We start from the raw sequence: 19993 nt of genomic DNA, 5'->3' as shown, positions 1-19993 counted from the left end.
TTCAGGGACGGTCAGCTTTCAGGGACGGTCAGCAATTCACTTCTGCTGGACCGGCGGGCACGTGCCCGTGTCCTCGCCGATGGAATTGATCTCGGCATTGGAACGCGGGTCGCCCGCGTAGTCGACCTGGTCCGTGCACTTCGTGTCGGGGTCCTTCGGCGTACCCGACGCCCCGTCGGACTTCTGCGGCACAGGGCACGTGCCCTTGTCCTCGCCGATGGAATTGATCTCGGCGTTGGAGCGGGAGTCGCCGGCGTAGTTGAGCTGGTCGGTGCACTTCGTGTCGGTCGGCGACTTCTGGACCGGCGGGCAAGTGCCTGTGTCCTCGCCGATGGAGTTGATCTCGGCGTTGGAGCGCGGGTCGCCCGCGTAGTTGAGCTGGTCCGTGCACTTCGTGTCGGTCCTGGCGGGCGTGCCCGACGACTTGCCGTCCCCAGTGCCGGACCGCGGGGCGCTCGTGGCCGCCGATGCCGATGAGCCGCTCGCGGAAGAGGACGCGTTGTCGGCGCCTTCGCTGTTGCATGCCGTCAGCGCCAGGCCGAGGGCCACTGCGGTCATGGTCAGTACCGAGATCTTCCGAGTGCGCATGCTGGTGCCTGTCCTCTGCGTGGGGCTGCCGCTCAGGGGAGCGGGAGGGTGGATGAGCTGGTGCGGGTGAGGGAGTTGCGGGCGATGTGACTGTTCGTCCGTGTGGCTTTCTGTCCTCCCAGACAGTCGTGTGGCTGCCCCAGTTTCGTCTTGATCGTTCTCAGGACACGTTCGTGACACGACAGTGGTCGCGTCGTGAAGTCCACGTCCGGCGTGCGGCCCGCTGAGAGATCACAACGGCAGCCCTGCCCCTTCAGTGGTCGGGGGTTTCGGTGAGGAGTACGCGCCCATACGGTGACCGGATGACGTCGATCAAGAAGTTCCAAGTCACCTTCGACTGCGCTGAACCCGAGCGCCTCGCTCGGTTCTGGTGCGAGGTGCTGGGGTACGTCGTGCCGCCGCCACCGGAGGGTTTGCCACTTGGGAGGATTTCAAGCGCTCCCAGCCACCTGAGCAGCGGGATTCGTGGTTCGCCTGCAGTGATCCCTCAGGTGTGGGCCCGCGCCTGTACTTCCAGCGCGTCCCCGAAGGGAAGGCCGTCAAGAACCGAGTGCATCTGGACGTGCGGGTCGGTACCGGCCTCGTGGGCGAAGAGCGCCTCGCCGCACTTGAGGCCGAATGCGCGCGACTGGTCCCGCTCGGCGCGGAGCACGTGCAAACGCTGTATGACGGCAATGACTCGTGCATCCCGATGCTGGACATCGAGGGCAACGAGTTCTGTATCGACTGAGGGCCCGCGAACGTCTTCTCGTTCTGCCCGGATCCGCTCGCTCCACAGCCGTACGCACCGCGACCTGGGCTCACCCGGGAGCACTTCAAGGTCGGTGTCGGCGTCACCAACCTATGGGAAACCGCCGAGAATCAGGCAGATGCGGGACTAATCGGCTCGATAACATGGCAGATGCGCACGCCGGAGGTCGGCGTGACGTAGGAGCTAGGGGGCCGTGTCAGTGGAAGCAAACCGTGTCCAGACGACGGAGACCGAGCGCGTGGCGGGGCTCGTGGCCGCGCAGGAGAAGGCGGTCGCTCTCTTCTCCGAGGTCGAGGCCCGTGGAATCGTCGTGCCGGGGGTCGGGGAACGCGAGGCCAGTGACCGCATCAGGGATCTGGCGAACGAGATGTTCGGCACGACCAAGCACTGGCACAAGCGCATCATTCGCTCCGGGGTCAACACCCTTGCCCCGTACCGGGAGAACCCGCCGGACCGCGTCATCGAGGCGGACGACGTCGCCTTCGCGGACTTTGGGCCGATCTTCGAGGAGTACGAGGCGGACTTCGGCCGGACGTATGTCTTCGGCGACGATCCGGACAAGCACCGACTGCTGAAGGATCTGCCGCGCATCTTCGATGCCGGGCGGGACGTCTTCGCCGCCGACCGGGACATCACCGGCGGGCAGTTGTACCGCGCGGTGGAGAAGCTCGCGGCGGATGCGGGCTGGGAGATCGGCATCTGGCACGCGGGCCATCTCGTGGGGGAGTTCCCGCACGAGATCATCGACGGCGTGAAGGCCGAGTCGTACATCACGCCGGACAACGACACCCCCTTGCGCCGTACGGACCGGCTCGGCCGGGTTTGTCACTGGATCCTGGAGCTGCATTTCGTGGACCGTCGCCGTGGATTCGGCGGGTTCTACGAGCAGTTGCTCGATCTGGCCTGAGGGAGGGGCGGCCGACCCCGGCGGCCCTGCGCGCCGGGGTCGGCTGGATGAGGGCCGGGTGGTTCAGCTGTTCGCGGCCGAGTCGTTGACCGCGTAGGAGTGGGCGCCGGTGCCCGCGAGGGCGCCACCGGAGACGATGAGGTATTCGTCGCGGATGGGCTTGCCGTCGAACCACGCCTCCAGGATCTCGCGGGTGCCCGCGGCGTAGCGGGCCTGCGCGGACAGGGAGGAGCCGGAGATGTGCGGGGTCATGCCGTGGTGCGGCATGGTGCGCCAGGGGTGGTCGGCGGGAGCCGGCTGCGGGTACCAGACGTCGCCCGCGTACCCCGCCAACTGCCCGCTCTCCAAGGCCTGCCGGACCGCATCGCGGTCGACGATGCGGGCGCGGGCGGTGTTGATGAGATAGGCGCCGCGCTTCATGGTGGCGAGGAGTTCACTGCCGAACAGGCCCTCGGTCTCGGGGTGCAGGGGTGCGTTGACGGTGACGACGTCGCAGTGCGGCACCATCGCGGCGGTCGACTCGTGGAAGACCAGGCCCAGTTCCTCCTCGACACCGGACGGCAGGCGGTGCCGGTCGGTGTAGTGCAGCTTGACGTCGAAGGGCGCGAGGCGGCGCAGCACGGCGAGGCCGATGCGGCCGGCGGCGACCGTGCCGACGTGCATGCCCTCCAGGTCGTAGGAGCGGGCCACGCAGTCGGCGATGTTCCAGCCGCCTTCCCGGGCCACCTGGTGCGAGGGCAGGTAATTGCGTACGAGCGCCAGGATGGACATCACCACGTGTTCGGCGACGCTGATGCTGTTGGAGAAGGTGACTTCGGTGACGGCCACACCGTGGGCGATGGCGGCGTCCAGGTCGACGTGGTCGGAGCCGATGCCGGCGGTGACGGCGAGTTTGAGGTTCTTGGCCGCGGCGATACGGTCGGCCGTGAGGTAGGCGGGCCAGAACGGCTGGGAGATCACCACGTCCGCGTCGGGCAGTTCGCGGTCGAAGACACTGCCCGGGCCTTCCTTGTCGGACGTGACGACGAGGGTGTGGCCGCGGCTTTCCAGGAACGTACGCAGACCGAGTTCGCCGGAGACACTGCCGAGCAGGTGACCGGGCGTGAAGTCGGCGCCCAGGGGCGTGGGCGCCGACTGGCCGTCGGGGTACCGGTCGATGCGGGGCAGATCGTCGCGGGCATAGGTATCGGGGTATCCGTCGGTGGGGTCGTCGTACAGGACGCAGAGCACCTTGGCCATGGTCACGGCTCCTCGTTGGGAGGGGGGCGGACGGGCGGGATGTCCCTCACGATCGGCGCCGGGTGCACCCACGGTCAAAGCGAACTGTCCTATGAGCATGAGGAGTTGACTATGACCGCAGGTGGTGGTGGAGCAGGGCGTCCAGGGACTCACGCACCCCCGCCTCGCGGGCGACGGCCAGCAGGGCGCGGACCGTGGGCGGCTGAGGATGCTGGTCCACGACGGCGAGTCCGACCCGGGGGCCGTGTGCCGGGCCGGTCAGGCGCACGACCTGCTTGCCCTCGGGCACACCGAACATGTGCAGCCAGGCGTGCGAGACGACGCTGGACCAGGAGCCGGCGGCGAGGTGGGCGTACAGGCCGGCGACGGTGTCGGACTCGACGGCGGGGCTCGCCATGGCGCCCTCGGCGGCGAAGTTCTCGTCGAGGATGCGGCGGTTACGCATGCGCGGTGCCAGCAGGCACAGCGGCAGGGACGCGGCCTGCGCCCAGCTCGCCTCGGTGTGGTCGGCGAGCGGCCCGTCGGCCGGCGTCAGCAGCACGTACCGCTCCTCGTAGAGCGGGAGGCGCTGGACGTCGCGCAGGGTGCTGTCGTCGAGATAGGTCAACGCGGCGTCGATCTCCAGGCCGGTGAGGCGACGGATGATGTCGCGCGAGGACAACGACTCCAGGCTCACCTTCGCCCCCGGGTACCGGGCGCAGAACGGAGTGGTGATCAACGAGGCGACGGTGAGTGCGGTGGGGATGGCTCCCAGGCGCAGCGTCCCGGTCAGCTCGCCTTGTCGAGCGGTGAGTTCCTGTCGCAGGGCGGCGTGTTCACCGAGCATGCGGTGCGCCCACACCAGCACGTGCTCGCCCTCGGGGGTCAGACCCTGGTAGCGGGCGCCCCGGCGGATGAGAGGGACGCCGAGCTCACCCTCGAGTTTGCGTATGCCGGCCGACAGGGAGGGCTGGGAGACGAAGCACGCCGCGGCGGCCCGGCCGAAGTGCTGTTCGCGCGCGAGGGCGACCAGGTATTCCAGTTGCCGCAGCACGCTTCCCCCAGGTGGTCGAGGCCGGGCCAGGTTCGGTGGCTGCACCTTATGGCGACCGCCATCGCATATTCCAGCCACTTCGCCCAGAAATGGTCGCGCTTATGGGTGTGACATAGGCTTGGGCCTTGCATTTGCGATCTACGGTTTGCGGTCTGCTGATCCGCGGTCTGCGGTCTGCGGTCTGCGGTCTGCGGTCTATAGAGACGATGGGGCTGGTCATGAAGGAAGGGATGCTGCCGCCGGGCCAACGACTGGCCAGGGGGTGGCCCGTCTCGCACTACGGGCCGGTGCCGCGTTTCCGCCAGGACCGGTGGAACCTGAAGGTCTTCGGCGCGACCGCGAGCGGACAGACCTACTCCTGGACCTTTGACGAGGTCGCCGCTCTGCCGAAGGTCACCGTGCGCGCGGACCTGCACTGCGCATCCGGCACCAGCACCACCGGCCACACCTTCTTCGGTGTACCCGCCCGCATCCTGCTCGACCTCGCCCCGCCCGCCACCGGCGTATCCCATGTCATGGCCTGGGCCGAGTACGGATACAGCGCCAACCTCCGCCTCGCCGACTTCACCGCCGAGACCACCGTCATGGCCAGCCACCACGACGACGAGCCGCTCACCGCCGAACACGGCTTCCCGCTCCGCCTCGTGGTCCCCCACCTGTACGGCTACAAAGGCCCCAAGTGGCTGCGCGGCATCGAATACATGACGCAGGACCGCCGCGGATTCTGGGAAGAGCGTGGCTACCACAAGGTCGCCGACCCCTGGGCAGGCCAGCGCTACTCCTACCAGGAAGACGACGAGCAGTAACGGGCCACCCCACGTCACGTCACTGCGCAGTGCAACGCCGCTCAGGGCGGACTCGCAGCACTCCACTCAAGGCAGACGCACAGCACGCCACTCAAGGCAGACGCACAGCACGCCACTCAGGGCGGACGCACAGCGCGCCGACCGGCCCGCCCGTCACCCCCGCCAGTGACACACCGGCGCGCCCGAGGGGGCCGCGCGGTCCGGCCTCAGGGCGCAGCGCGGCTACTCCCTTGGTTGTAGTGGTGAGCGCGTTCACTCGGAGCGTCTTGTGCCGGTGTTCCGAAGCTGCGTATGGTCCCGCTGATTCCCCTCGCGATTCCGCCCGGACCCGCCCGTACACCCCGAAGTACACGGTTTTTCGGCCGAGTTGGCCCGAAGGTGAGTGAGACGTGCCGCAGCTCTCCGATCTGAGCCGCCGGACCGGCGTCCCCGACCGCATGCTCAGGTTCTATCTGCGCATGAACCTCCTGCCGGCCCTGGACGAGTCCGAGGAGTACGACGAGTCCCATGTCCGCCGGGTGGCGCTCGTGCGGACCCTGCTCGACGTCGGCGGGCTCTCCCCCGCGGCGATCCGGCGGATCGTCGGACGGATCGACACCTCGCCGCCGCTGCACGAGCTGCTCGGCGAGGTCCAGTACGCGCTGCCCGCGCGCGGATCCATGTCGCAGGACCGCGAGTGGGAGCGGGCCAGGGAGCGGACCACGGCGCTCGCCGAGCAGCGCTCGTGGCAGGTCAGCCCGGACAATCCGGCCTGGCAGACGCTCACTCAGGTCCTGGTCACCTGTGAATGGCTGGAACAGCATGATCTGCCGAGGCTCCTCGAGACATACGCGGAAGCGCTCGAACGGGTCGTCGACATCGAGGTGCAGTTGCTGCGCCGGCAGCCCGACCCCGAGAGCGCCGCGGCCAGCATGGTGTCCGGCACCGTGCTCGGCGACGTCGCGCTTTCCGCGCTGCGTCGGTTGATTCACGAACATTTCTCGTGCTCGGCACAGAAGTTGGCCGAAACAGGCGATACGTCCCGTGGCGGGAGCGCGGACGCGACAGGTCGGAAACCTGCGCGTTCCGCTCGTGACGAAGCCGTGGACGGCGCCCGGGAAAGCTGACGACAACGCGTGTATTGAGTTGTTAGCAGGCCCGTAAATAACCACAGTTGGAGGTGGCTCCCCTACGGGGAAGTAACCCCGATGTCGCTTGACACCCCGTCACGGAACGAGGCATGCTCAAACCGATCTTCGAACCGTCTTCCCTCTTGACAACGTAGTCGGGACCTGGAAGCGGCGACGGGTATCGACGGGGGGAAAGACAGGTGCACGACGCATCGCCGCAGGAAATCCGGGGGAGGACTCCGGATCCTGAAGGCGCGACGCTCGCTGCGGAATTACAGGCGCTGGAATCGGAACTGATCGACGCCTACCGGCGTGCTCTGCTCGAGCAGAAGAATCCGCTCGGCATGGATCAAGAAGCCTGGACATCGTGCCGCGAGCAGGCCCAGCACATTCTCGGGGAATGCGTGCACGCCTTGCGGTACGGCACCGAGGCGCCGCTCAACCCCCAGCTCACGAAGAAGACCCGGCGTCTCGGCGGCGCCCGGATCTCACAGGGAATTCCGCCGGTCTACTCGGTCCGCGCGGGATCCATGTTCTTCCAGGTCACCATGGAGTTCCTGGGACGGATCTTCGCGGACCGGCCCGGCTCCGAGCATTCCCTGATGAAGGTGCCGCCGATTCTGCAGTCCGCGATCACGCGGCGCCTGGAGGAAGGGTCGAGCGGATACGACCTCTTCCTGCTCGACGTCGTGCGTGACGCCGCCCAGCAGGGCCGGCACGGCATGGCCCGCGAGATCCACGACCGGATCGGCAGCACCGCCAGCCTCGCCCTGCGCCAGCTCGAACTCTACGAACTCACGCAGCACTCCGCCTCGTCGGACGCCCGGCTCGGCAGCCTCAAGCGGGCGATCCTGGAGACGCTCTACACCACCCGGGACATCGTCTCCGAGCTGCGCACCAGGTCGGACACCTGCCGCTCGCTCCAGCTGGCCCTGTCCGCGTTCGTCAGCGCCATGGCGATCGACGAGCCCGTGGTGGAGATCCACGTCGAAGACCCGGACGACCTGCTGCCCCGCGCCGTCAGCGACGACCTGTTCATCATGCTCCGCGAGTGCCTGCGCAACGCGCTGGCCCACGCCTCGGCCTCCCGCGTCACCATCGACGTGAAGGTCGACGCGCGTCGCGTCCAGGCGTCCGTGCACGACGACGGCATCGGCTTCGTGCCGGGGCAGCGGGAGGGGAACGGGCTCGCGTCGCTGACCGAGCGCGCCCAGCTCCTGGCCGGCCGGCTCACCATCAACAGTGCTCCCGGGCACGGCACGGCCATCGAGCTGTCCGTCCCCCTGGACGAGGAGGAACATGCAGACGACGGACGAGGGACGGCCCGGCGCGGCTGAGCCGATCCGCATCATCGCCGTCGACGACCACTCCCTGCTGCGCACCGCCCTGTGCCAGCTGCTCGACGCGGAGGACGACCTGCGGGTCGTGGCGGACGTCGACACCTCGCAGGGCCTCGGCGACCTGGTCGAGCGCACGGGCGCGCAGGTCGTGCTGCTCGACGTCGAGATGCCCGACCACCACGCGCCCAGCGTCGTCGGTGAGTTGACGGAGCGCTTCCCGGAACTGCACGTGCTGATGCTGACGATGTACAACGACGCGCAGCTGGTGCAGGAGCTGCTCGCCCGCGGCGCTCGCGGCTATCTGCACAAGAGCGTGCCGCGCGAGTCGCTCCTGTCGGCGATCCGGAATACGGCGGCGCGCGATCCGCATGTGACGATCGCCGTACCCCGCAGCGGAATTCCGGAATCCGGATTCAGCGAGCCGCAGCAGACCCTTTCTCCCCGGGAACGAGAAGTGCTCACGCAGGCGGCCGCGGCCCTGAGTAATCGTCAGATCGCCACCAGGCTGCGTATTACCGAGGGCACCGTGAAGCGACATCTGCGCAACATCTTCGAGAAACTCAACGCCGTATCACGTATCGATGCTGTTAACAAAGCGGTGGACGCGCAACTGATCAGAAGACCGCAGGGCCGGGCGCGTGACGTGAATTCACCCCAACCACAGAAAGGTTGAGTCCCGGGGATACACCTTAGGGAGTATCCCCGTGGCCCATGGAGAGTCTGTCACCTCTCCCCCACTCGGATTAGATTCGCAGGTATGTCGATAGCGACGCCTGCGAAAATCCTGAAACCCACCACGACTCCGCTACCCGGACAATCGGCCGGTGCCCGGGGGAAGTTCCGCCTCCTGGTCCTGTGCGCTCAGGAATCCAGGTATGCCGTGCAGGTCATCTTTCTGCTGCGCTTCCTGGTGGCCGGTACGGCTGGTACAGCCGGAACCGATTCTTACGTTTCTCCCCTGACAAGTCGGCCGTCACTGATTCTCGGCGCGGCCGTCTGGTTCTGTTCCGTCGCATGCACCTATCTCTACAACGGTGTCACGGATATCCACGAGGACCGGGCCAACGCCTCCGTGCGGCCCGTCGCACGTGGCGCCCTGCCCGTACGCTTCGCCCGCACCACCGCCTGGGCGCTCGCCGCCCTCGCCCTCACCGGCGGCGCCTTCCTCGGCCCGCTGATGTTCCTGGTCACCGCCGGCATGCTGCTGCTCGGGTACGCGTACTCCGCGCCCGGCCTCGCCCTCAAGAGCCGCACCCCCGGCACCATCGCCGTGGTCGTGGCCAGCGGCGCCCTCACCTACGCCGCGGGCGCCCTGAGCGGCGCCGCGCCCCTGTCCCCCGCACTGCTCGCCTTCTCGGCCGCCATGTGCCTGTGGATGGGCATGGTCGGCGCGGTGGCCAAGGACTTCTCGGACGCCGAGGGCGACGCGAAGCACGGCCGGCGCAACTGGACCGTCGTCTGGGGCCGCGCCGTCACCGCACTCATCGTGTCGGTGAGCGCCGTGGGGATCGGCGCCGCGCTCCTGGTGTGCGCCGTGGCCACCGCCACGTACGGCCTGCTCGCGCCCGCCGGCGTGGTCCTGTGCGGGGCGCTCGCGCTGAGCACCGCCGCGCTCACGGCCCGCCGCGACGACTCGCGGGGGCGGCGCCGGCTGCCGTACCGGATCTTCATGGTCACCCAGTACGCGGCGCATCTGGTCACCTTCGCCCAGCCCATCGCATGAGCAGTTCCGACAGAAACGGGGGACCCACGATGAGCGACACCCAGGCCCGCTTCCGAATACCGGGCGTCACCGCCGCAGAACCCGACGGGAGCGTCGGCTTCCGTATCCTCGGCCCGCTGGAGGCCGTCGGCGGCGGCGTGACGCACCGGCCGCGCGGGCCCAAGGTGCGCAAGCTGCTCGCCCTGCTGGCCGTGCGCGCCCACGACATCGTCGAAGTGGACACGCTCGTCGAGGAGCTCTGGGACGGGGCGCCGCCGCCCACCGCCGTCAGCACCGTGCGCACGCACGTCTACCACCTGCGGCAGGAACTGGAGCGCGAGCTCGGCGCCGGCGCCGTACGCGACGTCATCACCACCGAGGCCACCGGATACTCCCTCCGCACCGCGCCGGGCCGGCTCGACCTGGAGAACTTCACCCGCCTGTACGGGCAGGGGCGCGCCGAACTGCGTGCCGGGCGCCGCGAGAAGGCGCTGGAACGCCTGGACACCGCGCTCGGGCTGTGGCGCGGGCGGACCCTGTCGGATGTCGGCCACGGCCGCGTACTCGCCGGGCACGCCGCACGCATCGAGGAACTGCGCGTGCGCGCCCAGGAGTTGCGGATAGAGGCCGCGATGGGGCTCGGCCGCCACCGCGAGCTGGTGCCCGAGCTGCGCCGCCTCGTCGCCGTGGACCCGCTCAACGAGTGGCTGCACGCCCGCCTCATCGACGCGCTGCACCGGTGCGGGCGGCGCGGGGACGCGCTGCGCGCCTTCCACGACGTACGGGCCGTGCTGGCCGAGGAGCTGGGCCTGGAGCCCTCCGAGGACCTGCGGCAGCTTCAGCATCACATCCTGGCGGGCGGGTCTGCGGCGTGAGCGGCGTCATTCCGGTGGGGGATCGGTTGGGGTTCGGTTCGGGGTCGGTTCGGGTTCGGTGGGCGGTTTCGTGAGGGGGGCGGTGGGCGGTCCGGTGAGTGCCGGGCTGATCCGGATCTGGAGCGTCCCCATCGCCGCGGCTGCCTCCGCCGTTCCCCATGAAGAGGCTTACGGCGTTCTCGGCCCCGCCGAGCGTGAGCGCTTCGCGCGGCTCCGGCGAGGTGGTGACCGGATGCGGTACCTGGCTGTCCACCACGTGTTCCGGACCGTGCTCGGGCAGGCTCTCGGGGTCGGCCCCGCCGAAGTCGGCTTCCGCCGGTACTGCGCGCGCTGCGGTGACGACGGGCACGGCAAGCCCGTGCCGTTCGCGCCCGACGGGACGACGCTGTCGGCGAGCCTGTCCCACTCGGCGGCGTACGCGCTGATCGCCGTCGGCGACTCGGCCGACGTGCCCGTCGGCGTCGACATCGAGCGGGTCAGGGCCGACATGGACTGGAGCCGGATCCCGTGCGTCCAGGGCGGCCGCAACACCCATGGCTTCGAGCAGTGGACGCGCGCGGAGGCGCTGGTGAAGGCCGCGGGTACGGGGCTGAGCCGGACGCCGCCGCGTTACACCGGGCACGTCTTCGGTACCTGGCGGGCGGCGCGTGTGCCCGGGTCGGGGCACGAGTGGTTCGTACGGAGCGTGCGCTCGCCCGACGGCTATGCGGCGTCTGTGGCCAGTGGCCGGGCTGACGCCGCAGTGGCTGTGGTGCAGTGGCGGCCGTGAGTCGGCTGCGGTGAGTGGTGAATGCGCGTGGGGGCGGTTCCCGGGTCTGGGAGCCGCCCCTTGCTCGTGTCGTGTCGTGTCGTGTTGCGGTCTATGCCAGAAGTACGCAGCTGGGGCTGGCCACTTGGAGCGGCGGCGCCGCCGGGGCCAGGCGGCCTGTGCCCGGGTCCAGGCGGAATGCGCTCACGGACTGGCCCGCCTGGTTCGCTGTGTAGACGAACCGGTCCGACGCGTCGAGGGCCACGTCCCTGGGCCAGCGGGTGCCCGGCGCCTTCGCGGTGACGGGCTGCGAGGCCAGGAGCGTGAGGGTGCGGCCCGCGTTCTCCACCCGGAACGACTCGACCGTGTCCAGGCCCCGGTCTGCGGTGACCAGCATGTCCCCGTCGTGCGTGAGGTGGACTGCGGAGGGCGCGTTGCGGGGGTCGATGCCGGGCGGGGCCACGGAGGCGTGCGAGACGGGCATGAGCCGGGCGGTGGCCGCGTCGTACGCGTGGACGGTCACGGAGTGGCCGAGTTCGTTGGTGACGTAGGCCAGCTTGCCGCCGGGGTGGAAGACGAGGTGGCGCGGGCCGATGCCTTGGCCTACGTGGGTCCGGGTGGCGAGCCGGAGGTGGCCCGTGCCGGCGGCGAAGTCGTAGACGTAGATGTGGTCGTTGCCCTTGTCCGGGACCAGGACGCGGCGGCCCGCGGGGTCGAAGGCGATCATGTGCGGGTGGGGGCCGCGCTGTTCCCGCGGGTGCGGGCCGTGGCCGTGGTGGCGCAGCACCTGGACGGCCTCGCCGAGGGAGCCGTCGGGGCGTACGGGCAGGACCGCCAGGTGACCCGAGTCGTAGTTGACGGTGAGCAGGAAGCGGCCCGCGGGGTGCACGGCGAGGTGGACGGGGGCGGCGCCGTGGCTGGAGCGGGGGCGGCCCAGGGGGCGCAGCTGGTCGCCGTCCACGCGGTAGGCGTGAAGTGATCCGGTGGCGCCTTCGGGGCGCTGGCTCACGGCGTAGAGGTGGCGGCGGTCCGGGGAGAGGGTGAGGTAGGAGGGGTTCACGATGTCCCGCTGCCAGCCGGTGAGTTCGAGCCGGCCGGCCGCGGTGACCCGGGCGATGCCGATGCCGGGGAGGCCCGGCAGGCCGTACTCGCCGAGGGTGAAACCGCCGATGTACGCGCGCCGGGCGCGGGGGCGCGGGGCGTCACCCGCGGCGGCGGTGGCCCCGGTCCAGGCGAGCGCGGCGACGGCTCCGGCCGCGGATGCTGCGAGCAGCGTTCGGCGGGTTGGGCGGGGCGGCGTCGCGTTCATGGTTCGAGGTCTCCGTTTCTCCGTTGTCGTGGCGGGGTGGGGTGGGGCGGTGTGAGGTCGGAATGGTGGGCGCAGCGTGAGGGGAGACGAGTGGTGGGGTGCTGGCTTCGGCATCGTGAGCTGCGGCGGGCTGTCTTCGGCCGGTGTGTTGTCGGGTGCGGGGCCGTGGGGGCATGTACGTGCTCGCTGTTCTACGGGTCCCCGCTGCCGAGCCGAATTGCCTGTACGTGGTGCTGGTGGCTCCGCGCGCACATGCCCCCACGCCCCTCCCGTCTCATCGGCGCCTGACCGTCCGGTGGAACTTCGCTGTCCCCGGCCATGTCCCGTGCGCGGCACGACGGTCCGTGGGGTTCTCCGGTTTGTCCCGCCGGTCGGTGGGGCGGTCCTCAGATCTTGGCTCCCAGGAGCAGGCCCGGTGCCAGTAGGACCGTCAGGGCCGCCGCTGCCAGGGTCAGGAGGATCTGCCAGGTCGGGCGCAGGGCGCGGAAGCGGGGGGCTCGGCGGGCCGCCGCCAGCGCGGCGATCGCCGCCGCCCAGGCCGGCAGCGCCAGGCGCAGCGTGACCTCTCCGGTGAAAAGGAGGCCCGCTCGGGGGCTGATGCACTCGGTCGCCGTGCACACGGCCGCGTGGTCCGGGCTGCTCCAGACCGTTCCGGCGACGAGGAGGATCAGGGGCGCCATTGCCGTGAGGGCCGTGACCCAGACGTACGGGGTGAGTCCCGTACGTCCGGCAGCTCGCCGTCGGGTGACCGCGAGAGCGGCCAGTGCCGGCGCCCAGCCCGCGAGTACGCCGAACAGCCCCGCGTGCGAGGCCTCGGCGAGCGCCGCCCAGGTGGTGTCGGGGCCTACGGGCAGCCGGAGCAGGGCCAGGAGTCCGGTGGCCGTGGCCAGTCCCGCGGCGGTGTGGGCCCACGTACGCGCGAAGGACGGCGCGCCCGCCCAGGCGACGAACACGCCTGCCAGGGCGACGAGTACGACGGGCGGTCCTGCCGTCACCCCCCACGCGAGGGGGAAGCCGGGCAGGCCGTCGCCGAGGGGCGCGGACCAGGTTCCCCAGTCGCCGAAGAGCGCGGCGAGTACGGCGGTGACGCCGGCCGCCACGACTGCGGCGAGCGTGAGCCGGTCGTCGGTGTGGGGGGACGCCGCGCCCCGGGGTGCCGCCGACGGGGGAGTGACGGGGCCGGGGCGCGGCGCGGGTGAGGGGACGGCCGGACCGGGGTTGCCGGCCGTCCCGGTTCGGGGGGCGGGCGCCTCACGCGCCCGCCCTGTGGAGGGCAACGTCACCGCAGCGCCTCGGTACGCGGCGCCGGGGCGGGCGCCGGAGGGGGCGGCGGGGCCGAGGACTCGCGGAAGCCGTACTTCGACCACCAGCGGGCCAGCGGGGCCGGTGCCCACCAGGCCCACTTGCCGAGCAGCGCCATCGTCGCGGGTACGAGCAGGCCTCGTACGATCGTCGCGTCCACGAGGACCGCGATGACCAGGCCGACCCCGATCATCTTCATGAAGAGGATCGAGGAGGCCATGAAGCCGCCCACCACCACGACCAGGAGCAGCGCCGCACTGGTGATGATCTTGGCGCTGCGCTGGACGCCGAGGGCCACCGATTCGATCGGGTCGCCGCTCACCTCCCACTCCTCGCGGACGCGGGAGAGCAGGAACACCTCGTAGTCCATCGCGAGGCCGAACGCGATCGCGACCACCAGGACGGGGAAGTTCGCGTCCACCGCTCCGATCGGCTCGAAGCCGAGGAGGCCCGAGAGGTGGCCGTCCTGGAAGATCCACTTGATCGCTCCGAACGCCGCGAGGAGCGAGAGGAGGTTGAGGATCACCGACTTGAGCGGGAGGAGCAGGGAGCCGAAGGCGAGGAAGAGGACGAAGAAGGACACTACTGCGACGAACAGGGCCATCCACGGGAGGCGTTCACCGATCATGCCGACGATGTCCACCCGGGACGCCGGCATGCCGGTCAGGAGCGTGTCCGCGCCGGACGGGGGCGCCGTGGCGCGCAGGTCGTGGACCATGCTCTGTGCGGCGTCGGACATGGCGTCCGGCGTGTAGCGGAGTGTGATGCGCGCGTCGTTGCCCTCGAAGGCTGTCGGCGTCGCGGAGGCTACGCCGTCGGCCTTGGCCAACTCGGCTGCGTAGGCCGTCACTTCGGCGCGGTCCACGGGGCCGGTGGCGCCCTGGACGACCGACGTCATGATCTGTGCGGGATTTGTCTCGAAGTCCGAGGCAAGGGTCTTGCTGACCACCTTCGCGTCGGCGTCGGAGGGGAGCACCCATTCGCCGGGGCGTGCCCAGTTGACGCCCAGGAGCGGTGCGCCGAGGCCCACCAGGACGGCGACGATGGCGAGCGAGGAGATGAGCGGCTTGCGCATGACCGCGTGGGCCGTGCGGTACCAGCGGCCTTCCTTCTCCGGCTTGGGGGCGCGGTTCCCGCCGCCGAGCGGGATGCGCCACTTGTCGATGCTGTGCCCGGTGTAGCGCAGGAGGGCGGGCAGGAGGGTGAGGGAGCCGACCACCGCGAACGCGACTACGGCGACGGCCGCGTACCCCATCGAGGACAGGAAGCGGGAGGGGAAGAACGCGAGGCCCGCGAAGGAGATCGCTACGGCGACGCCGGAGAACGCGACCGTGCGGCCCGCCGTCGCGGTGGCTCGCTCGACTGCCGTGTCGACGTCGGCGCCCGCGTGGAGTTCTTCGCGGAAGCGGTTGACGAGGAAGAGCGCGTAGTCGATCGCGAGGCCGAGGCCGAGGATCGTGATGACGTTGATGACCGTGCTGGAGATCTCCGTGAACATCGTCAGGACGCGGAGCACGACGAAGGAGCCCAGGGCCACGAACGAGCCTACGGCCAGCGGCAGGAGCGCCGCGATGGCGCTGCGGAAGATCAGGACCAGGAGGATCAGGAGGAGCGGGACCGAGAGCATCTCGGCGCGCGCGATGTCCGAGCCGGTGAGGGTGTTGACCTGCTCCGTCATCGCGGCGACGCCGCCGTAGCGGACGGTGACCCCGTCGGCCGCGAAGTCGTCCTTGATCTTCCCCAGCGCCTCGACCTGGTCCTGGTCGTTGTCGCTGGTGAACTGGACGGTGGCGTACGTCTGTTGGTTGTTCTTTGACACGTACGCACTCGGGTCCTGGCTGCCCGGGTGCCAGAACGAGTCGAGGCGGGCGATGCCGGCGCGCGGGACGTCGTCGAGCGCGGCGCGGACCGCCGTGCCGAAGGAGTCGACCGTGGCGCCCTTGTCCTTCGACTCGTACAGGACGATGAGGTCGTTGGACTCGCGGCCGAGCGGGCCGTCGAGGACCTTGTCGGCCTGGACGGACTCACTGGCCGGGTCGTCGAAGCCGGCGCCGCCGGTGAACGAGCCGAAGACCCCGGTACCCCACACGCCGGCGAACAGCGTGAAGACGACTGCCGCGATGACGACCCATTTCCGGCGCCGCGCGGTGAACTTTCCGATAGCGGCAAACACTTCTGTCTCCCTGAATCAATCAAATGGCGTGTGGCGAACTTCTATGTCTTGTGGCGTCGACGGCGGGTGTGAATTCCAGGCCGCGGTACACGATTTCCGAGGCTTTCAGGAAACATGCGCGTCCGATATCCGCGTTTCGGGGAATGCGCTATGCCCCCTTCGACGCAGACGCGGCGGTCGCTCTGCGCTGGGCGAGCGCCGCTACGGCGCCGACGGCGACGGACAGGCCGAGGCCTATCGCGACGGAGTACACGGGGTCGTCGCTGACCGCCCCGCCGACGTAGCCCACGCCCACCGAGTAGGCGGCCCAGACGACTTCGGCGAGCGCTGCGCCGATCGCGAACTTGCCGGCCGGATAGCGTGCCGCGCCGGCCGCGAGACCGCCGAGGAGGCGGCCGCTGGGCAGGAAGCGGACGCCGACGACGAACGGGATCCCGCCGCGCTGCACCCGCCCGGCGGCCCAGTCGAACATCTCGCCCCTGCGCCCGCGCCCCGCCGCCCCTCCACGCACCCTGCGGCCGGCGAACCAGCCGAAGCGGTGGATGAGGACGTCACCGGCGAGCGCGCTGCCGGCCACCGAGAGCAGGACCAGGACGAGGGACATCTCGCCGCGCGCGGCGAGCATCCCGCCGGTGACCAGGACCACCGCGTTGGGCAGCAGGGGCGGCAGCGTGGTGACCGCGAGGATCACGTACGCCCAGCAGGCGGCGCCCGACATCCGGGTGGACAGGCCGGACGTGAAGTCGACCCACGAGACGAGTGAGGCGAAGTCCATCGGTCTCCCTTTCCCTGGGCCCGATGCCTCTTTGGAGGCATGCGCCGGGTCTTTGGTGAGGCGTGTTCCCAGGTCAGAGGCCTACTAGCGTCGCTGTGGGCAGCGGTTGGGCGTGTCCTGCGCTTCAACAGTAACCTACGCTATCGATAGTTTCACTATCACTAATGACGCAGGTGGCCATGACCGATGTGACGCTGTTCCTCCGAGAGTTCGCCCGCACCCGCCGGGACACCGGGGCCATCGCGCCCAGCAGTCCCCTGCTGGCGCGGGCCCTGACCCGCTATGTGATCCCCTCCCCCGGCCGCGCCCGCGCGGTACTGGAGGTCGGCCCCGGCACGGGCGCCGTGACCCGGCACATCAGGGCCTCGCTCGGCGCCCTGGACACCCTCGACCTGGTCGAGGCCAACCCCCGCTTCGCCGCCCTCCTGCACCGCGACTACGGCGGCGACGAGCGGGTGCGGCTGCTCACCGGGCTCGTACAGGAGCACGAGCTGGGCAGCTACGACACCATCGTGTGCGGCCTGCCGTTCGCCAACTTCGACGCGGGCACGGTCGAGGACATCTTCGGCAGGCTCCTCGCGGCGCTGCGCCCCGGCGGCACCCTGTCGTTCTTCGCGTACGCGGGGATGCCACCGCTGCGCCGGGTGCTCACGACGGGCGAGGCGCGCGAGCGGACCCTCGCGGTGCAGGCCGTCGTCGGGCGGACCCTGGACCGGCACCGGTTCCGCACGGAGACGGTGCTCGGGAATCTGCCGCCCGCCCATGTGCACCATCTGGCGCCGGTGGCGCCGCTGCTGGCGTACGCCGGGTGAGCCGGCGGGTGTTACGCGCTGCGCTTGCGCCCGCCGCGGATGCGGCCGGAGGCATCCTCCTGCGCGATCCGGCGCAGCGCCGCCATGGCCGCGTCGCCGAGGACGGTGCCGAGGACCACGCCCTCGACCTTGCCGTCGGCGCTCGGCACATCCGCGAGCGCGCCGAGCTCGGCGAGCGCCAACTCCCCTGCCGCGGCGGCGTACTTGTCGAGCAGGGTGAGCAGGTCGCCCCGGTCGAGGTCGCGGTAGGTCAGCACGATCTGGACGAGCGCCTGCCAGCCCGGGTTCTCCGGCTTCGCCGCCCAGCCGTGCCGGAGCACCAGCTCACGGACCTCGCCCTCGGCCCGCTCCCGGTCCTCGTCGGTGCCCCGCTCGACGGCGGCCCTGGTCACCGCGGACTGGGCGACGCCGAGCATGCCGTGGACCGTGCGGGTCGGGGAGTCGACCTCGGACAGGACGTCGCGTACGGCCGCGACGGACAGGCCGCCGACCTCCAGCATGGCGCGGATCAGCTTGAGCCTGCGGACATGGGACTCGTCGTACGCGACCTGGTTCGGGCTGGTGCGCTCGCCCGGGAGCAACAGGCCCTCGCGCGAGTAGTACTTGATGGTGGCGACCGGAACTCCCGTACGCCGCGCCAGCTCTCCGATACGCATTCCATGAGGATACTGCGCTTTCCCCGTGTCGTGTTCCCCACCCGGTCGGCCGGAATGCGGAGAAGCTTTTATCGGCGTTGAATTCCCGCGCCATCGCGCTTCCATCCGCCGCTGCGACGCTCATTTCGCAGCGCACCCCTCCGCTCAGCCCAGAAGTCTTCGAGGGACCCCAGCCAAAGGAAACAGGTATGACCACACACGTGGCTCCGGAGATTCCTTCGGCGCCCGCCGAACTCAGTTACGGGCGCACCGTCGACCGCTCCCTGGTCCACCGGGCCGCGGTCTCCGAGGTCTTCGTCACGGACATCAGGGCGCTGGCCGCCAAGAAGGTCCGCTCCGCGGTCCAACTCCCCCTCACCCACGGCTACTACAGCGACCATGTGCAGCGGCCCGCGGTCTACGACGCCCTGTTGCTCCTGGAGTCGGGCCGGCAGGCGGCCATCGCCGGATCGCACGCGCACATCGGGCTCTCCAAGGGCACGACGATGATCGTCGACACGTTCCGGCTCGATCTGTACGGCCTCAAGGACCTGGTCGTCGGCCCGGAGCCCGGCCGGCTGCGCATCGACACCGAGTACATCGGGCAGCCGACGCGGCGCGGCCGCTACCGCAAGGGCAAGGTCGCCCAGCGCTACTTCGTCGAGGACACCGAGGTCGGCGAGCACGAGATGGACGTGCTGTTCCTCAACCGGCACGAGAACGAGGTCCTGCGGCACGCCCAGCGCGGCACGCCCGCCCCGCTCACCTCCGACTTCTGCGACCACGGGCCGGCCGTGGACGACACCTGGCAGGCCGAGCCCGCCCGGGTGGGCCGAGGCAACCCGCTGAACGTCGTCCTGTCCCGCCCCCGGACCTCCCCCGCCGCGGTCTCCGCCGAGGTCACCCCGCGCTTCGACAACCGCGCGCTGTTCGACCACGTCTACGACCACCTGCCCGCGATGACGCTCGTCGAGGCGGCGCGGCAGCTGGCCCTGCTGTCCACGGGCGAGCCGCAGACCACGTACGCCGTCGGCTTCGAGGCGCGCTTCTCGCGGTTCGCCGAGCTCGACGAGCCGGTGCACGCCGAGGCGCCCCGGATGCGCGCGGACGGCGGCCGGACGCAGACCCCCGTGCGCTTCCTCCAGGGCGACGCCGAGATCGCGCACGTCACCGTCACCGTCGCACCCGGGAGTGAGCTGTGAGCAGCACGCAGGACGCGCGGGTGCCCCGGCGCCTCGCCGTCTGGACCGACTTCGGCGGGGTCCTCACCCCGCCGATCGCCCACACGATGGGCGCCTTCTGCAAGGCGCAGGGCATCGACCCGCAGGCCCTTCAGCAGGCGCTCGGCAAGGTGACCGCCCGCTACGGCACCAGCGACATCATGGAGCCGATCGACACCCCCCTCGTCTCCGAGGAGGAGTGGCTCGCGCAGGTCTCCGAGGTGCTCGCCGCCGACCACGGCGTAAGCGGCGTACGCCTGACGACGCTGGCCGACGCCTGGTTCGACGGGCGGGAGACCAACCACGCGTGGGTGGCGACGCTGCGTAAGTCGCGCGAGCGCGGAGCGTTCGTCGGGATGCTCTCCAACATGGTGCCGACCTGGGACGCGCACTGGCGCCGCATGGTCGACCCGGCGGAGCTCTTCGACGATGTGCTGCTTTCTTTCGAGGTCGGCCGTCGCAAGCCCTCGCCCGGCATGTTCGTGCTCGCCGCCGAGCGGGCCGGGGTACCGGCCGAGCAGTGCGTGCTCGTCGACGACCTGGCGCACAACTGCGCGGGCGCGGAGGCGGCCGGCTGGCAGGCGATCCACTTCACCGACACGGCCGAGGCGGCGGAGCGGCTCGACGCCCTCCTGTCGGCGGCCCTGTCCCCCACTCCGAGGAGCTGAG

The 19993-nt window shown here is 70.3% G+C and carries 19 protein-coding genes and 1 pseudogene; 12 read left to right on the top strand and 8 right to left on the bottom strand.

What is annotated here, in order from left to right; genetic code table 11:
• Positions 1-36: 36 nt before the first annotated feature.
• Positions 37-588, bottom strand: a complete 552-nt coding sequence (locus tag ACIPWY_RS11710) for a hypothetical protein (protein WP_393701823.1) — start codon at positions 586-588, stop codon at positions 37-39.
• Positions 589-890: 302 nt separating this feature from the next.
• On the opposite strand from ACIPWY_RS11710, the pseudogene ACIPWY_RS11705 reads away from it, so the two are divergent.
• Together ACIPWY_RS11705 and ACIPWY_RS11700 are read left to right on the top strand one after the other, a co-directional pair.
• Positions 891-1318: pseudogene (locus ACIPWY_RS11705) on the top strand (VOC family protein).
• A gap of 214 nt (positions 1319-1532) precedes the next feature.
• Positions 1533-2246: a M24 family metallopeptidase gene (locus tag ACIPWY_RS11700; protein ID WP_393701821.1), complete on the top strand. Its 714-nt coding sequence runs from the start codon at positions 1533-1535 to the stop codon at positions 2244-2246.
• A gap of 63 nt (positions 2247-2309) precedes the next feature.
• Here the strand turns inward: ACIPWY_RS11700 and ACIPWY_RS11695 are convergent, their stop codons facing one another.
• Positions 2310-3485 (bottom strand): NAD-dependent formate dehydrogenase, encoded by a 1176-nt coding sequence (locus ACIPWY_RS11695; protein ID WP_362902366.1) that lies wholly within the window; start codon positions 3483-3485, stop codon positions 2310-2312.
• Positions 3486-3594: 109 nt separating this feature from the next.
• Positions 3595-4518 carry a LysR family transcriptional regulator gene (locus ACIPWY_RS11690; protein WP_362902364.1) on the bottom strand — a complete coding sequence of 308 codons (924 nt, stop codon included), beginning with the start codon at positions 4516-4518 and terminating at the stop codon, positions 3595-3597.
• 218 nt (positions 4519-4736) lie between these two features.
• On the opposite strand from ACIPWY_RS11690, the gene ACIPWY_RS11685 reads away from it, so the two are divergent.
• From ACIPWY_RS11685 to ACIPWY_RS11655, 7 genes are all read left to right on the top strand, one after another.
• Positions 4737-5324, top strand: coding sequence for a molybdopterin-dependent oxidoreductase (locus tag ACIPWY_RS11685; protein WP_362902362.1), 588 nt, complete (start codon positions 4737-4739; stop codon positions 5322-5324).
• A gap of 389 nt (positions 5325-5713) precedes the next feature.
• On the top strand, positions 5714-6430 hold the full coding sequence (locus tag ACIPWY_RS11680; RefSeq protein ID WP_362902360.1) for a MerR family transcriptional regulator: 717 nt from the start codon (positions 5714-5716) through the stop codon (positions 6428-6430).
• Positions 6431-6777: 347 nt separating this feature from the next.
• Positions 6778-7770, top strand: a complete 993-nt coding sequence (locus ACIPWY_RS11675) for an ATP-binding protein (RefSeq protein WP_362902358.1) — start codon at positions 6778-6780, stop codon at positions 7768-7770.
• A complete protein-coding gene (locus ACIPWY_RS11670) occupies positions 7733-8446 on the top strand; it encodes a response regulator (RefSeq protein ID WP_393701815.1) in 714 nt (237 codons plus the stop codon). The genes ACIPWY_RS11675 and ACIPWY_RS11670 overlap by 38 nt, the downstream gene beginning before the upstream one ends.
• A 207-nt stretch (positions 8447-8653) precedes the next feature.
• Entirely contained in the window at positions 8654-9496 is an 843-nt protein-coding gene (locus ACIPWY_RS11665) for a UbiA family prenyltransferase (RefSeq protein ID WP_401532933.1), read from the top strand.
• A gap of 29 nt (positions 9497-9525) precedes the next feature.
• Positions 9526-10350, top strand: coding sequence for a BTAD domain-containing putative transcriptional regulator (locus ACIPWY_RS11660; protein WP_389542467.1), 825 nt, complete (start codon positions 9526-9528; stop codon positions 10348-10350).
• A gap of 94 nt (positions 10351-10444) precedes the next feature.
• Positions 10445-11119: a 4'-phosphopantetheinyl transferase family protein gene (locus tag ACIPWY_RS11655; protein WP_401532931.1), complete on the top strand. Its 675-nt coding sequence runs from the start codon at positions 10445-10447 to the stop codon at positions 11117-11119.
• A gap of 91 nt (positions 11120-11210) precedes the next feature.
• Here the strand turns inward: ACIPWY_RS11655 and ACIPWY_RS11650 are convergent, their stop codons facing one another.
• The 4 genes from ACIPWY_RS11650 to ACIPWY_RS11635 form a co-directional block, all read right to left on the bottom strand.
• A complete protein-coding gene (locus ACIPWY_RS11650; protein WP_401532929.1) occupies positions 11211-12407 on the bottom strand; it encodes a lactonase family protein in 1197 nt (398 codons plus the stop codon).
• A 386-nt stretch (positions 12408-12793) separates the two neighbouring features.
• On the bottom strand, positions 12794-13690 hold the full coding sequence (locus tag ACIPWY_RS11645; RefSeq protein ID WP_401532926.1) for a hypothetical protein: 897 nt from the start codon (positions 13688-13690) through the stop codon (positions 12794-12796).
• Positions 13687-15882 carry an MMPL family transporter gene (locus ACIPWY_RS11640; protein ID WP_401532924.1) on the bottom strand — a complete coding sequence of 732 codons (2196 nt, stop codon included), beginning with the start codon at positions 15880-15882 and terminating at the stop codon, positions 13687-13689. Before ACIPWY_RS11640 ends, ACIPWY_RS11645 begins: the two co-directional genes overlap by 4 nt.
• Positions 15883-16030: 148 nt before the next feature.
• A complete protein-coding gene (locus ACIPWY_RS11635; RefSeq protein ID WP_401532922.1) occupies positions 16031-16657 on the bottom strand; it encodes a DedA family protein in 627 nt (208 codons plus the stop codon).
• Between the two features lie 164 nt (positions 16658-16821).
• Here ACIPWY_RS11635 and ACIPWY_RS11630 point away from each other — a divergent pair, with 164 nt between their 5' ends.
• Entirely contained in the window at positions 16822-17469 is a 648-nt protein-coding gene (locus ACIPWY_RS11630) for a methyltransferase (protein WP_362902341.1), read from the top strand.
• A gap of 11 nt (positions 17470-17480) precedes the next feature.
• On the opposite strand, the gene ACIPWY_RS11625 is transcribed toward ACIPWY_RS11630, so the two are convergent.
• The gene (locus tag ACIPWY_RS11625; protein WP_362902339.1) at positions 17481-18125 is read right to left on the bottom strand and encodes a MerR family transcriptional regulator; all 645 of its coding nucleotides are present in this window, start codon (positions 18123-18125) and stop codon (positions 17481-17483) included.
• Between the two features lie 188 nt (positions 18126-18313).
• Here ACIPWY_RS11625 and ACIPWY_RS11620 point away from each other — a divergent pair, with 188 nt between their 5' ends.
• Complete coding sequence (locus tag ACIPWY_RS11620) at positions 18314-19306, top strand: AfsA-related hotdog domain-containing protein (protein WP_362902337.1); 993 nt, start codon at positions 18314-18316, stop codon at positions 19304-19306.
• A complete protein-coding gene (locus tag ACIPWY_RS11615) occupies positions 19303-19992 on the top strand; it encodes an HAD family hydrolase (protein ID WP_401532919.1) in 690 nt (229 codons plus the stop codon). The genes ACIPWY_RS11620 and ACIPWY_RS11615 overlap by 4 nt, the downstream gene beginning before the upstream one ends.
• Position 19993: the final 1 nt, after the last annotated feature.

Source organism: Streptomyces sp. NPDC090032 (assembly GCF_044748025.1).
Taxonomy (GTDB): domain Bacteria; phylum Actinomycetota; class Actinomycetes; order Streptomycetales; family Streptomycetaceae; genus Streptomyces.
The sequence above is the reverse complement of the archived record's forward strand: the minus strand, read 5'-3'. Positions and strand labels throughout refer to the sequence as shown.